Source organism: Marmoricola endophyticus, from assembly GCF_014644415.1.
Taxonomy (GTDB): domain Bacteria; phylum Actinomycetota; class Actinomycetes; order Propionibacteriales; family Nocardioidaceae; genus Marmoricola; species Marmoricola endophyticus.
The window spans coordinates 3,331,446-3,344,962 of the sequence record NZ_BMKQ01000001.1 but is presented as its reverse complement, the minus strand read 5'-3'; the positions used below and the strand labels follow the sequence as shown (position 1 = coordinate 3,344,962).

The window sequence follows — 13,517 nt, the reverse complement described above, 5'->3', positions numbered from 1 at the left end:
CTCAGCGCTCGGTGACGCCCGCCCGCGGCCAGACCAGGTCGTCGCCGGCCCGGCGGACTCGGGGCTCCTCGGGACGCGGCGGCTCGCCGGGCGCTGCGGGCACGACCGAGCCGATCGCCGACATCGTGCTCACCTGCCACCCGGGCGAGACCTCGAAGTCGGCGGCGACACCCTCACGGTCGAACGCCCGGAGCTGACGGACGTACAGACGGTGCCCCGCCGGGCGAGGACGAAGGCCCACGGCTGGGAGTTGCCGGCCGACGGTGCCCACCGCGCCGCCTCCAGCAGCGTGGCGGCCTCCTCGTCCGTGACCTCCGCAGCGCCATCGAACGCGGTCGGGCTCCCGCGGCCGGCGAGCAGCGGGTGCAGGCCGGTCACCTCGAGGAGTCTGCCACCGCCGGTCAGCCGCCCAGGTCGTACGTGCTGAGGCCGGGCGCGAGCAGGCGTCGCGGTCCGAAGCCGGTAGCGGTGCCGGGCACCAGGTAGACGTCGCCCGAGGCCTTGTCGCGCACCACCAGGTCGGGGACCCGGTCACCGTCGAGGTCACCGGGACCGATCACCCAGTCCAGCGACCCGGCCGGGGCGACGGCCGCGAGGGCGGCAGCGGCGCGACCGGGGGCGTACGGGGTGAACCCGCCGCCGGCGGACAACAGCAGCGACCCGACGTCCGTCCCGTTCCACAGCGCCGACCCGATCTGGTTGAACGAGCGCAGCTTGGCGGGGGCCCTGAACGGAGCCTTGACCGCGTGGGCACCGTCGCCGGCGTAGACCACCATCACCCCGGAGGCGGTGCGGCCCACCAGGTCCGGCCGGTTGTCACCGGTGACGTCACCGACGGCGGCGAGCTGCTTGACGCCGGCGAAGCCCTTGCCCATCAGCTGCATCGAGCCGAAGCCGCCCTTGCCGTCGCCCAGCCGGATCCACAGGTAGTCGCTGGTCGCGGCCCGCGAGGCGAGGTCGGCCCTGCCGTCGCCGTTCCAGTCGCCGACGTTGAGCAGCTGGGCCGCGTCGGGCAGCGTCAGCGAGGTCGCGCTGATGCCGGCGAGGTTCGGGCGCTGGTTGCTGGTGAAGGCGGCCAGCCGGTTCGAGGCTCCCCCACCGACGATCCGCAGACCGCCGCCCGGGTTGACCGGACCGGCGCTGGGCATGGCGATCCCGGCCAGCGAGCCGAACGGTCCGTACGGCCGCGGGCTCACCGACCCGGCGCCGTTGCCGAGGTAGGCCATGGTCCGCCCGTCGGCACCGCGGACCAGCACGTCGGGCCGCTTGTCGCCGGTGATGTCTCCGGCGACGACCGTCGACGCAGCCGTGACCGGGACCGGAAGCGCCCGGGCGGCGCCGATCCTCGCGCCGTAGGTGGGGGTCGCGGCGAGCTTGCCGTCGGTCCCCTTGACCAGCAGGTCGGGGTGTCCGTCGCCGGTCACGTCCGCCACGGCGGAGACGACCTTCGTCCCCCAGCCCGACGAGAGGACCTGCGGCGCCAGGAAGCCGCCCTTGCCGTTGCCGCGCACCAGCAGCAGCCGGTTCTGCGCGTCGCCGGCCACCAGGTCGGGCTTCCCGTCGCCGTCGACGTCGCCGGCGCCGACCAACCAGCGGTAGGCCGCGTAGGCGCCGGTGTAGCCGAGCGTCGTCGGGAAGGCGCCCGCACCGTTGCCCGCGAAGACGTACGTCCTCCGGTCCGCCTTGTTCCGCGCGACCAGGTCTCCCAAGCCGTCGCCGTTCAGGTCGCCGGCCAGGGTGAGCGTGTCGAAGCCCGACCACGGACGTGTCGAGATCGCCGGAGCGGAGAAGCCGAGCTGGCCGCCGGTCTGCAGCACGCGGATCTTGTTGCTGCCCTTCTCCCGCACGTACAGGTCCGGCCAGGAGCTGCCGAGGACGTTGAGCGAGGTGGGCAGCTGGGAGGCCGCCTTCGGGGTGATCGCGGGCCCGTTGGGCACGGTCGGGGTCGGCGTCGGCGTCGGGGTCGGCGTCGGGGTGGGCTTGGGGGTGGGCGTCGGCGTGCTGGCCTTGGTCTGGATCGCCGTCGCGCGCGTGCGGATCTCCGGGATCTTCGCGTAGAGGTACTTCCCCGGGCACGCGGTCGACTTGGTGTCCCGGTGGCCGCTGATCGCGTGGAAGCGTCGGCCCTTCATGGTGACCATCGAGTCGGCCCGGATGCCGTAGAGCGACAGCTTCCAGGCCATCAGCGACGCGAACGCGTTCACGACCGCCTGGGGCGGCTGGGCGACGTCGAAGTTGCCGATCGCGGAGCCGGCGAAGGAGACCTCGTTGTAGCCCTCGGTGTGGGCGCCCTGGACGGCCTTGGTGATGCCTCCGTACCGGCCCTCCCAGATCTTGCCGAAGCGGTCGATGAGGAAGTTGTAGCCGAGGTCGCGCCAGCCACGACCCTTGACGTGATAGGCGTAGATCCCTCGGATCAGGGCCGGGACCTGTGCCTCGGTGTAGTTGTTCGCGTTGACGGTGTGGTGCACGAATCCGCCCTGGATGGTGCCGTACGACGGGTTCCCGCTCTCGCGGATCCGCTCGTCGGCGCCCCACTGGGCGCGGGAGTAGATCTTCGGCTGCGGGGCGCTCACCTTCGTCGCCGTCGACGCCGACGACAGCTCGAGATCGCCCTGGTCGGACGGCACCGTCCCCGAGCGGTCCAGCGCGGGCTTCGCGACCTCGGACCGGTTCGTGCCCGGGTCGATCAGGACGACCCGCAGGCCCTTCGGTGCGCGGCGCTGGGCGCTGAACACGCGGACCTCGACCTTCTCGGCCTTCCCGACCACGGAGGGGTCGGTGCCGTCGCGCTCGTCGGCGTCCCCGGCGTCGGGACCGTGGTCGTCGTGGTACTCCAGCGCCTCCCAGCCGCTCCACCGGTTGGCGGACAGGGTGCGGACCTGCGCCTCGATCCCGTCCTCCGGCTGCGGGTCGGTCCGGTCCCAGGTGACCCCGACGGTGGCCAGTCCGCTGACCGCCTGGGTGCCGGAGGTCGCGACCTGCGGCATCCCGCGCAGCTCGGGCGCAGCAGGCTGCTGCGTCGGGGCCGGCTTCTCGCCGAACGAGACCTGCCGCACGCGCGGCGCCACCGGCTTCGGGGCGACCGGCGCCTCGGCGGCCGACTCCTGGGGTGCGGTGCTCCTCTCGTCCGAGCCCGGTGTGATCCGCAGGTCGAGGACCCCGGCGGCGGTGAACGCGAGCGCCATCACCACGGCCGTGGCGAGGAGCTGCTGGCAGAAGGTGACGTAGCGGGACTTCGACATGCGGACGGCTCCGAGCGGCTGGGGAAGGGTCGGCGCATCGCCACCCTGACCCCGGAAAATGCCAGGAAAAGGGAAACGACGCACCGAGTTTCACATCAGCAACACGCGTCACGGAAGAGATCAGAAATAAATACAGCCGTGTAATTCGAGAATTACACGGCTGTATTTATGGCGATTGTCAAATCCACCGGCGCTGCACCGGGCGTCAGATGTCGGCTCCCAGTGCGGCATCGCTGCGGGCCGACACCCCGGACGAGACCTCGTCACCGGCGTCTGTCTCGGGCTCGTCGTAGTGCAGGTAGCGGATGCCGCCCTGCACGCTTCCGTCCGGCACCACCTTGGAGTCGTAGTTCAGGTTGCCGGACTCGAGCACGAGGATCCGGTCGCACATCGACTCCACGGAGGCCGCGGCGTGGCTGACGTAGAAGATGGTCGTCCCCTGGCTGCGGATCTCCTGCATCTTGGCCATGCACTTCTGCTTGAACGGCCGGTCCCCCACCGCGAGGACCTCGTCGGCGAGGAAGACGTCGGCGTCGACGTGCACCGCGATCGAGAACCCGAGCCGGGCGTACATGCCCGAGGAGTAGTGCGAGACCGGGGTGTCGAGGAACTCACCGATGTCGGCGAAGTCGACGATCTCGTCGAACTTCGCCTTCGTCTCGGCCTCGTTCATCCCCAGGATCGCGGCGTTGAGGAACAGGTTGTCGCGACCCGAGAGCTGCGGCTGGAAGCCGGCGCCCGTCGCGATCAGGCCGGCGATCCGGCCCCGGGTCCGGATCGTGCCGACGTCAGGCTTCATCACCCCGTTGATCAGCTTGAGCAAGGTGGACTTGCCCGAGCCGTTGAGCCCCATCAGGCCCACGGCCTCGCCCTGCTCGACGGTGAAGCTCACGTCGGTCAGGGCCTGGAAGGTCTTGCTCGTCTCCTGGCGCTTGACCATGCCGACGCTCAGCTGCTTGAGCGTGCGGTGGTAGTGCATCGAGAACACCTTGCTGACGTTCTCCACCTCGATGGACACGCTCATCGGACCGACTCCCTTCGCGACGCAGCCATCAGATCCGCTCCGGGAACTTCGACTCGAGACGGCTGAACGCCTTCTGGCACAGCCACAGCAGCACGATGCTGAGGACCAGCGTGATGATGCCGCGCAGGAACATGTCCGGGGGGAAGCCTCCCGAGCCGTTGATGCCGGCGGCCTTGCCGTCGTGCTTGTTGGTGCCGTACCAGAAGAAGCGCTGCACCAGCAGCACCGCCTGGCAGGCCGGGTTGGCCATGTAGAGCTGGTAGAGCACCGGGTGGTCGGCGCCGAGCTGCTGGATCCGCGAGATCGGGTACATCATCGGGACCATGAAGTGGATCATCTGCAGCAGGGTGGCGACGATGTTCTGGAAGTCCCGGTAGTAGACGTTCACCGCGCTGAGCAGCAGGGCGATCGCGGTCGAGAAGACCACGATGATCGCGATGCCGAGAAGCAGCGCCGCAAGACCGGTCCAGTCGGGGGTGATGCCGACCACCACGCAGATCACCGACAGGAGCACGAACTGGGGCAGGGTGTGGTACGCCGCCACCAGCATCGAGGACACCGGGAAGATCTCCCGGGGCATCGCCATCTTCTTGACCAGCGACCGGTTGCTCCAGATCGAGCGCACCCCGCCGTTGACGGTCTCGGAGAAGTAGTGGACGAAGACGATCCCGCAGAACAGGTGGATCGCGAAGTTCGGCGTCCCCTGGTGGATCTTGAAGACGTAGCCGAAGATCAGGAAGTAGACGACGAACCGGAACGCCGGCTGGATGTAGGACCACAAGAAGCCGAGCAGCGAGGCGGCGTACTGCTGGGCGAGCTGGCGACGCACGAGCAGCCGCAGCAGGTACGGCTGCTGCAGCACGCCCACGATGCCGCCCTTGGGCACCGGCGACTCCAGCTCCGCGTCGACCGCCCGCTCGGTCCGCGGGCCGTCCAGCGAGGGCGCGACGGGCATCGCCGCCTTGGTGCGCGACAGGACACGTGCGCGCTTCGCGGCGTTGTCGCGGCGACCCTTGACGTCGCTCATCGAGATCCCCTCCGGCTCGCGGGACTGGTCTCCTCGAAGGTACGACGCCATGCCTCCGGTCCGGTGATCTCCGGCAGCGCGGCGCGGTAGCGCTCGGCGAGGTCGGGCCACTCCTGCAGCAGTCGACGGTGCAGCCCCACGGTCTCGTTGACCAGCCGACGGAAGTGCTCGGGGTCGCGCTGGTACAGCGCCGCGGACGTGCCGTCGTTCATCGACACCACCGCAGAGTCGAAGGCAGCGAGCCGGTACCACTTGGCGTCCATCGCGCGGATCTCGACCTCGGGGTTGCTCCGGGACATCGACCGCACCGGCTTGAGCTGGCGCAGCGGCGCGAGGCCGGCCGTGACCAGGGTGGAGAGCCGGCCCGGGACGCGGGTGATGTCCCTGCCCTTGCGAGGCGGCTTCTCCCGGCGGACCGCGGCGAACGCGTCCGGGTCCGACTGCAGCCTGGCGTCGGTGAACTGCTTGCGGTGGGCGTTGACCTCGGCGAGCCGGGTCGGCAGCAGGTCGTGCAGCCCCTCCGGGCCGGCCAGCACGTCGCGCAGCGCCATGTGCCGGATCTCCACCGTGGAGTACTGCATCGAGACCAGCTGCGCGATGGTGTGGTTGAGGTCCTCGCGCACCATCCGTCCTCCGCGCGCGTAGCGCGAGTGCAGCAGCGCCGCCACGAACCGGTTGCGGACGTGGAAGTACGCCTGCCAGTCCAGCGCGTCGTTCTTGTCCGTCCACGGGATGTGCCACACCGCGGCGCCGGGGAAGGTGACGGTCGGGTAGCCGGCCTCCTTGGCCCGCAGGCCGAACTCGGAGTCGTCCCACTTGATGAACAGCGGCAGAGACAGCCCGACGTCCTCGAGCACGCGGCGCGGGATCAGGCACATGAACCAGCCGTTGAAGTCCACGTCGATGCGCTGGTGCAGCCAGCGGGTCGAGCGGAGGTTGCGCGAGGAGAAGTCCCAGTCGCCGAACACGCCGGGCGCCGACTCCCACCAGAAGCGCCACGGCTGGACGATCTCGCCGAAGCTGTGCAGCCGGCTGCGGGCGTACAGGTTGAACATGTGCCCGCCGACGATCGTCGGGCGACGGGCGAGGTCGGCGAACGTCACCGCGCGGACGACACCCTCCGGCTCGCAGACGACGTCGTCGTCCATGCACATGAAGTAGTCCGCGGTCGCCTTCGTCACCGACTCCAGCTGCCCGCGGGCGTACCCGCCGGAACCGCCGAGGTTGGCCTGCTCGATGACCCGCAGCGTCGAGCCGAGCGCCGACTCGGCCTTGGCGAACCGGTCGGAGTCGACCACCTTGTCGGTGCCCTGCTCGACCACGAACACGGTGTCGAGGTAGGGCCGCAGCACCTCGTCCTCACCCAGCTGGGTGAGCAGGTCGGCGCAGAAGTCGGGCCGGTTCATCGTGGTGATGCCGATGTCGACGGTGCCGTGCGCCGACCGGTCCTCGGACACCTCGGCGGTCCACTCGGCGGACTCGACGACGACATCCTGCTCGCCGGCGACGACGTCGTACCAGTACCAGCCGCCGTCGACGAACGGCTTGAGGCTGAGGTCGAACGAGAACGTCGAGGACCCGTCGGACTCGGAGGTCTCCGCACCGACGCGCTGGCTGTTGCCGCGTGCCATGGACTTGTAGACGATCACCGTCGCGTCGGGTCCGGTGACCGTGACGGTGAGGCGGACCTCGGAGACCACGCTCCAGCGCCGCCAGTAGCTGGCCGGGAACGCGTTGAAGTACGTGCCGAACGACAGCCGGTCGCTGGCCGGCACCCGGAGCGCGGTGCGCGAGCGGATCTGGTCCGGGTGCACAGAGACGCCCGAGCGGACCCCCTGGCGCATCTGGGCGACGTTGAGCTGCTGGGCCTGGCGGTTGGAGCCGACCTCGTACTTGTCGGCGTCGAGCGCCGCCCCCTCGGGGTCGACGTAGAGAGGCAGCACGTCGGCGTCGCGGTCCACCGGCATGATCTGGCGCTGCAGCAGTCGTCGGGTCATCAGGCGTCCACCCCTCCGGACGTCAGCGCCTCGCCGTCGGCGAAGTGCGGACGAAGCTTGTTCTCGAACATCGACAGCGCCGACCCGATGGCCATGTGCATGTCGAGGTACTTGTAGGTGCCGAGCCGGCCTCCGAAGAGCACGTTCGGCTCATTGCGGGCGCGGTCGCGGTAGCGCAGCAGCATCTCGCGGTCCTCGGGCGTGTTGACCGGGTAGTACGGCTCGTCGGCGTCCGAGGCGAACCGCGAGAACTCCTTGAAGATCACCGACTGCTTCGAGTCGTAGTCGCGCTCGGGGTGGAAGTGCCGGAACTCGATGATCCGGGTGTACGGGGCGTCCGCGTCCGGGTAGTTCATCACCGGGCAGCCCTGGAAGTCGGGCGTGTCCACGACCTCGCGCTCGAAGTCGACGGTGCGCCAGGACAGCCGGCCCTCGTCGTGGTCGAAGTACTCGTCGACCGGCCCGGTGTAGACGACCGGGACGGTGCCGACGTACTCCTCGCGGTGATCGCGGAAGTCGACGCCGGTGCGCACCTCGATGTTCGGGTGGTCGGCCATCCGCTCCAGCCACGCGGCGTACCCGTCGACCGGGAGCCCCTCGTAGGTGTCGTTGAAGTAGCGGTTGTCGTAGGTGTAGCGGACCGGCAGCCGGCTGATGATGTCGGCGCTCAGCTTCTCGGGGTCGGTCTGCCACTGCTTGGCGGTGTAGTGGGCGATGAACGCCTCGTAGAGCGGCCGCCCGATCAGGGACACGCCCTTCTCGACGAAGTTCTCCGGCTCCTTGCCGTCGAGCTCGGCCGACTGCTCGGCGATCAGCTCGCGCGCCTGGGCCGGGGAGTACGCCGAGCGGAAGAACTGGTTGATCGTGCCCAGGTTGATCGGCAGCGGGTAGACCTCGCCGCCGTGCTGGGAGTAGACCCGGTGCTGGTAGCCGGTGAAGTCGGTGAACCGGTTGACGTACTCCCACACCTTGGCGTTGCTGGTGTGGAACAGGTGCGCGCCGTACTTGTGCACCTCGATGCCGGTGTCAGGGTCGGCCTCGGACCAGGCGTTGCCACCGAGGTGGGCGCGGCGCTCGAGGACCAGCACCTGCAGGCCCAGGTCGGCCGCGCAGCGCTCGGCGATCGTCAGTCCGAAGAATCCGGCGCCGACGACGACCAGATCAGGGTTCACAGCCAAGACAACTCCGTCAGGCGCTCGAGGACAGGCAGGCACGCGCTCGTGCCGCGGGCCGGAATCACTGTAGCGAGGCTGTGGGCCCGGCTCGACGAGCCGAGTCGGGGACGTGTCGCATCCCACGCGAGGACCGCAGCGCCCGGACGACGTTGCGGGCCTGCCCACGGCCGCCCTGGACCGGCGAGAGCAGCAGCACGACGAGGGTGATCAGCCAGGGTTTGAGGCGCACCGCGAGGTTCTCGCCGTACCGCTGGTGGACGACGAAGAGGTTGCGGAACATGTAGAAGCCCTTCCAGCCGGCCAGGTCGTGCTGCTGGTCGAAGTCGAGCTGGCGCACCAGGCGCGCGTCGCGGACCCCCCAGATCCCGAAGCCGGCGCGGCGGGCGCGGATCGCGTAGTCGCAGTCGTCGTAGAAGATGAAGAACGACGGGTCCGGCAGCCCGATCGCGTCCACGGTCGCCCGGTGCACGAGGAACCCCTCGAACGCGACGTTCTCCAGCGCGACGCGCTCCGGCATCGCCGCGCGGGTGCCGTACGTCGTCTCGACCATCGCCGTCTTCGGCTTGATCGCCAGCGGGTTGCGGAGGTCGAAGCGGAGGGCTGCCTTCTCCACCAGGGCACCCGAGCGGTCCTCCCGGACCGCCATCAGGGCGTCGGTGGACCCCTCCCCCGCCGCGAGCAGCACGTCGAGGCAGTCCGGCGCCGGCACCACGTCGTCGTCCATCAGCCAGACCCGGTCGTGACCGGCCTCGTGGGCCAGCCGCAGCCCGAGGTGGAAGCCCCCGGCGCCGCCGAGGTTCTCCTCCGAGCGCACCACGCGCAGCCCGGGCAGGTCGCAGCCGCGCAGCACCTCGGGGGTGTGGTCGGTGCTCGCGTTGTCGATCACCAGCACCTCGTCCGGGGCCCGGTCCAGACCCGCGAGGCCGGCGAGCATGCCCGCCAGCAGGTCCGCCCGGTTGTAGGTCACCACGACGACGGCGACGGACTCGGGGCTCACCGCAGGTACCTCTCGTGCCGGCCCCAGCGCCCCCAGAACCCGTCGTGCATCGCGGCGAGGCTCATCCGCAGTCTCCGCAGGTCGGGACGGGTGAACAGGTAGAACCACACCGTCTTGGCCGCGAACGCCGCCACCCAGGGCAGCCCGCGGTAGGTGCGCAGGTTGGCGACGTTGTTGCGGCACATGCAGTAGTGCTTGAGGTCCGAGGGCGAGTGGTTGTACGTCGTACGCCCGAACGCCATCGGCGTGCCCAGGTCGTCGGTGGCGGGGTGCGCGAAGCGTGCGGCAGCCACGGTGCCGACCCGGGCGCCGTCCCGCTCGGCGCGCCAGAGGTACTCGACGTCGTCGCCCCAGATGAAGAAGCGCTCCTCGACGGTGCCGATCCGCTGCACGAGGTCGCGGGTGAGCAGCACCCCGTTGAACGGGATGACCACGCCGCCGACCACTCCGTCGGTCGAGGCGGCCTCGACCCCGGCGACGTCGCGGGCGACGCGGGTGCCGCCGGGAAGCCGGATCGGGAAGCACAGCCGCTCCGGGGCGTCCTCGGCCACCACGACGGGTCCGGCGAAGTCCAGCGCACCGGAGGTCACACGTGGCAGCAGCAGCTCCAGGCAGTCGGGTGCGGGCACACCGTCGTCGTCCATCAGCCAGACCAGGTCGGCGTCACCGGCGAGGAAGTCCACCAGCCCGGCGTGGAAGCCGCCGGCACCACCGGTGTTGCTGGCCAGGCGTACGACGCGCAGCGGCACGTCCAGCTCGCCGGCCAGCGCCTCCAGTGCGGCGACGGTGTCGTCGCGGGACGCGTTGTCCACGACCACGATCTCGTCGGGGACGACGCTGCCCGCCGTCACCGCGCGTACGAGCCGGGTGACGAGCTCGCGGCGGTCGAAGGTCACCGAGACCGCGACGATCCGCGGGCGCTCGTCGGTCTCAGCAGGCACGCCGCGCGAGTCTAGGCGCACCGTGCTCGGGTCACCGCCGTGCCCACGTCACCGGGTCTCGACGTCCTCGCTCGCAGAGCTCGCTTCGGGCTCGACCACCGGCGGTCGAGCAGCGAGCGCCAGCGCGACGTCCTGAGGCTGTCGAAGGGAGCGCGTCGAGACCCCGCGAGCGGCCCACCGTCATTCAGCAGGAGCCCGACAGGTCAGCGGTCTGGTTCGCCGCGTAGCCCTGCTTGATGTTGCCGATCGAGCCGCCGGTGGTCTGCGACTTGGTCTTGGCGAACCCCTGCGAGTCCGACTTCGGTGCCGCCTGCACCGCCTTCTTGGTGTCGGCGCTCGACTTCTCGCCCTTGATCGTCTTCTCGACCACGCTGTGGATCTTGGCGATGTCGGGGTCGTAGGTCTTCACCAGTGGCGGCACGAAGGAGACCGTCCGGGTCGGCAGCGAGCGCGACTTCAGCGCGAGCTGCATGAACGTGTCGAGCTCGGAGCCGGGGACGTCGGTCTCGACCATCGCCGCGCCGGCGTCGGCGATCTTGCCGATGTTGAGCACGACCGTCTTCGGGTCGAGCTGGTGCAGCATCGCGCTCATCACGCACTTCTGCCGCGCCATCCGCGAGTAGTCGTCGGCCGCCATCCGGGAGCGGGCGAACCACAGCGTGTCCGCGCCGTCCAGCTTCTGCCGGCCGGGCTCGATGTAGGACTTGCCGTCGAAGTCGCCGAGCGCGCCCTTCGGGATCCGGTCGCGCACGTTGAGGGTGACGCCGCCGACGGCGTCGACCAGCTTGCGGAAGCCGCCCAGGTTGACCATCGCGTAGTAGTTGATCTTCAGGCCGGTGATCCCCTCGACGGCCTGCTCGGTGGCCTCGATCCCCGGGTTGGCGACGCCGGGGAACTTGTCCTTGTGGTCGTTCGCCCACGTGACCAGCGAGTTCAGCTCGCAGGTGTCGCAGTCGTACCCCTTCGGGAAGGCCTTGGCCATCGTCGAGCCCTCGGGGAAGGTGAAGTTCTGCATGTTCCGCGGCAGCCCGAACAGCACCGTCCGGCCGCTGTCGGCGTCGATGCTCGCGACGGTGAGGCTGTCCGGCCGCAGACCCCAGCGGGTCTTGCCGGAGTCACCACCGAGGAGCAGCACGTTGTAGCGGCCGCCGTGGGCCTGGGTCACCGTGTCGGAGGTGAACATCGTCGCGATGAAGTCCCGCTGGACCGTGACGATGTGGGAGGCGAACAGCAGCGACCCGGCGACGGCGAAGCAGAGGAAGCCGTTCACGCCGACCATCGCCAGGCGCTGCTTCTGCCGCAGCCGCATCGGGTCGCCGAGGCGCCAGGCGTCGAGGAAGAGGTACGCCCAGCCGAGCGCCACGAGCATGAGGCCGTACTTGACCAGGCCGAGCACGAGCGTGTTCGCCAGCAGCCAGTAGACGAAGCCGGAGAAGATCAGGCCGATCCCGAGCAGCAGCACCACCGTGACCAGCAGCCCGGCCACCACGCGCAGCGCGATCCGGCCGACCGTCTTGCTGCCGGCCGCGATCTGCGCGGAGCCGGGCAGCAGCAGCGTCATCGCCATCAGCGTCAGCGCGCGGCGAAAGCGCATCCGGGCACGGGCGTGGGCGGCCCGGCTCACCTGGTGGCGCACGTCGTCGTACGAGACAGCGAGCGACCCGGGGGAAGAGACGGGTGGCATCGAGAGCCTTCCTGGCTGGGTGTCGGCCGTACTGCCCGGTCAGTATCACCAGTCACATCAGCCTCAGAAGAACCGACGCGCCGCACAGGTCCCGATTCGTCGAGCGGGTAGCGTCGCCGGCATGTCTGAGCAGTCCGGTCGCGGGGGTGGCGACGAGCCGAGGTACGACTGGCTCTACGGCGGCGGGTCCGACCGCCCCTCGGAGGACCGCCCCGCCCCCGTCGGCGGCCGCGGCCGCCAGTCGGGCCCGCCGAGCGCCGACCGGGGCGCCGACCGGGGCGTCGACCGCGGCGCCGGCCAGGGCGCCGACGCCGACGCGACGCGGATGATCCGTACCCAGCCGCGCGAGCAGCCGCGCAGCGCACAGGCGTCCCCCGAGCAGCAGCGCCCCGTGTCGCCGCGCCCGCTCGCGCCCGAGCCGACGCGCGAGCGCCGCTCCCGCGGAGGGCTCAAGCGCCCGACCGTCTGGCGGGTGGTCAAGGTCGTCGTGCTCGTGTGGATCGTCTTCCTCGTGGCCGTGCCGTTCTGGGCGTGGTCGAAGGTGGAGAAGGTCGACGCCGCGCCGTCCGGGTCCCGGCCCGCCGAGCAGCCGGGCACGACGTACCTCCTGGTCGGCTCGGACAGCCGCGCCGGGCTGACGCCCGAGGAGCGCAAGCGGCTGGGCACCGGTGACGCCGGCGGCCAGCGCACCGACACGATCATGCTGCTGCACGTCGGGAGCGGGCCCAACCTGCTGCTGTCGATCCCGCGCGACTCGATCGTGCCGATCCCCGGGCACGGGACGGGGAAGATCAACGCCGCGTTCGCGTACGGCGGCCCGAAGCTGCTGGTGCAGACCATCGAGCAGAGCACCGGCGTCCGCGTCGACGACTACGTCGAGATCGGCATGGGTGGCGTGGTCAACGCCGTCGACGCGGTCGGCGGCGTGCAGATCTGCACCCCGAAGCGGCTGGTCGACCGTCGCGCCAAGCTGCGCCTGTCGAAGGGCTGCCACGACGACGTCGACGGGGCCACCGCGCTGGCGTACACCCGCAGCCGGCACACCCAGCGGCTCGGCGACATCGACCGGGCGAAGAACCAGCGCGCCGTCGTCAGCCAGGTCGGCAGCAAGGTGAAGTCGCCGCTGACCGTGCTCAACCCGTTCCGCTACGTCGGCGTCGCCAAGGCCGGCTCGCAGTCCCTGGTGGTCAACGAGGGCATGTCGGTCTTCGCCATGGGCCGCTTCGCCTGGGCGATGACGCGCGTCAACGGGGACAACGGCCTGACCTGCTCGATGCCGATCCGCGACCAGGCGATCCACTGGGACCGCGACCGCGCGCTGCGGCTGATGAACCTGATCAAGACCGACCAGACCTCCAAGGTCGGCGGCCTGTGCACCCCGACGGGGTTCCCTGCCTGACCCCGACCCGGTGGGTGGCACGATCCGC

At 70.3% G+C, this 13,517-nt stretch carries 11 protein-coding genes; 1 reads left to right on the top strand and 10 read right to left on the bottom strand.

Going from position 1 to position 13,517, the window contains the following annotated elements; genetic code table 11:
- Position 1: 1 nt before the first annotated feature.
- The 10 genes from IEX42_RS16435 to IEX42_RS16390 form a co-directional block, all read right to left on the bottom strand.
- Positions 2-241 carry a hypothetical protein gene (locus IEX42_RS16435; RefSeq protein ID WP_188781209.1) on the bottom strand — a complete coding sequence of 80 codons (240 nt, stop codon included), beginning with the start codon at positions 239-241 and terminating at the stop codon, positions 2-4.
- A complete protein-coding gene (locus tag IEX42_RS16430) occupies positions 130-378 on the bottom strand; it encodes a nitroreductase family protein (RefSeq protein ID WP_188780748.1) in 249 nt (82 codons plus the stop codon). The genes IEX42_RS16435 and IEX42_RS16430 overlap by 112 nt, the downstream gene beginning before the upstream one ends.
- 23 nt (positions 379-401) lie before the next feature.
- Complete coding sequence (locus tag IEX42_RS16425) at positions 402-3,245, bottom strand: FG-GAP-like repeat-containing protein (protein ID WP_188780747.1); 2,844 nt, start codon at positions 3,243-3,245, stop codon at positions 402-404.
- Between the two features lie 205 nt (positions 3,246-3,450).
- Positions 3,451-4,269: an ABC transporter ATP-binding protein gene (locus tag IEX42_RS16420; RefSeq protein WP_188780746.1), complete on the bottom strand. Its 819-nt coding sequence runs from the start codon at positions 4,267-4,269 to the stop codon at positions 3,451-3,453.
- Positions 4,270-4,297: 28 nt separating this feature from the next.
- Entirely contained in the window at positions 4,298-5,296 is a 999-nt protein-coding gene (locus IEX42_RS16415) for an ABC transporter permease (RefSeq protein WP_229660929.1), read from the bottom strand.
- A complete protein-coding gene (locus IEX42_RS16410; RefSeq protein WP_188780745.1) occupies positions 5,293-7,293 on the bottom strand; it encodes a glycosyltransferase in 2,001 nt (666 codons plus the stop codon). The genes IEX42_RS16415 and IEX42_RS16410 overlap by 4 nt, the downstream gene beginning before the upstream one ends.
- The gene (gene glf / locus IEX42_RS16405) at positions 7,293-8,465 is read right to left on the bottom strand and encodes a UDP-galactopyranose mutase (protein ID WP_188780744.1); all 1,173 of its coding nucleotides are present in this window, start codon (positions 8,463-8,465) and stop codon (positions 7,293-7,295) included. The genes IEX42_RS16410 and glf overlap by 1 nt, the downstream gene beginning before the upstream one ends.
- Before the next feature lie 64 nt (positions 8,466-8,529).
- Positions 8,530-9,465, bottom strand: coding sequence for a glycosyltransferase family 2 protein (locus IEX42_RS16400; protein WP_229660928.1), 936 nt, complete (start codon positions 9,463-9,465; stop codon positions 8,530-8,532).
- Positions 9,462-10,406 (bottom strand): glycosyltransferase, encoded by a 945-nt coding sequence (locus tag IEX42_RS16395; protein WP_188780743.1) that lies wholly within the window; start codon positions 10,404-10,406, stop codon positions 9,462-9,464. The genes IEX42_RS16400 and IEX42_RS16395 overlap by 4 nt, the downstream gene beginning before the upstream one ends.
- 184 nt (positions 10,407-10,590) lie before the next feature.
- A complete protein-coding gene (locus IEX42_RS16390; protein ID WP_188780742.1) occupies positions 10,591-12,090 on the bottom strand; it encodes an LCP family protein in 1,500 nt (499 codons plus the stop codon).
- A gap of 121 nt (positions 12,091-12,211) precedes the next feature.
- Here IEX42_RS16390 and IEX42_RS16385 point away from each other — a divergent pair, with 121 nt between their 5' ends.
- Positions 12,212-13,489, top strand: a complete 1,278-nt coding sequence (locus tag IEX42_RS16385) for an LCP family protein (RefSeq protein ID WP_229660927.1) — start codon at positions 12,212-12,214, stop codon at positions 13,487-13,489.
- Positions 13,490-13,517 lie beyond the last annotated feature (28 nt).

What these genes read in the sequence shown, in the direction of transcription:
- IEX42_RS16415 (WP_229660929.1), bottom strand. Translation starts at nt 5,296, where the DNA reads ATGAGCGACGTCAAGGGTCGCCGCGACAACGCCGCGAAGCGCGCACGT.
- IEX42_RS16425 (WP_188780747.1), bottom strand. Translation starts at nt 3,245, where the DNA reads ATGTCGAAGTCCCGCTACGTCACCTTCTGCCAGCAGCTCCTCGCCACG.
- IEX42_RS16410 (WP_188780745.1), bottom strand. Translation starts at nt 7,293, where the DNA reads ATGACCCGACGACTGCTGCAGCGCCAGATCATGCCGGTGGACCGCGAC.
- IEX42_RS16420 (WP_188780746.1), bottom strand. Translation starts at nt 4,269, where the DNA reads ATGAGCGTGTCCATCGAGGTGGAGAACGTCAGCAAGGTGTTCTCGATG.
- IEX42_RS16390 (WP_188780742.1), bottom strand. Translation starts at nt 12,090, where the DNA reads ATGCCACCCGTCTCTTCCCCCGGGTCGCTCGCTGTCTCGTACGACGAC.
- IEX42_RS16385 (WP_229660927.1), top strand. Translation starts at nt 12,212, where the DNA reads ATGTCTGAGCAGTCCGGTCGCGGGGGTGGCGACGAGCCGAGGTACGAC.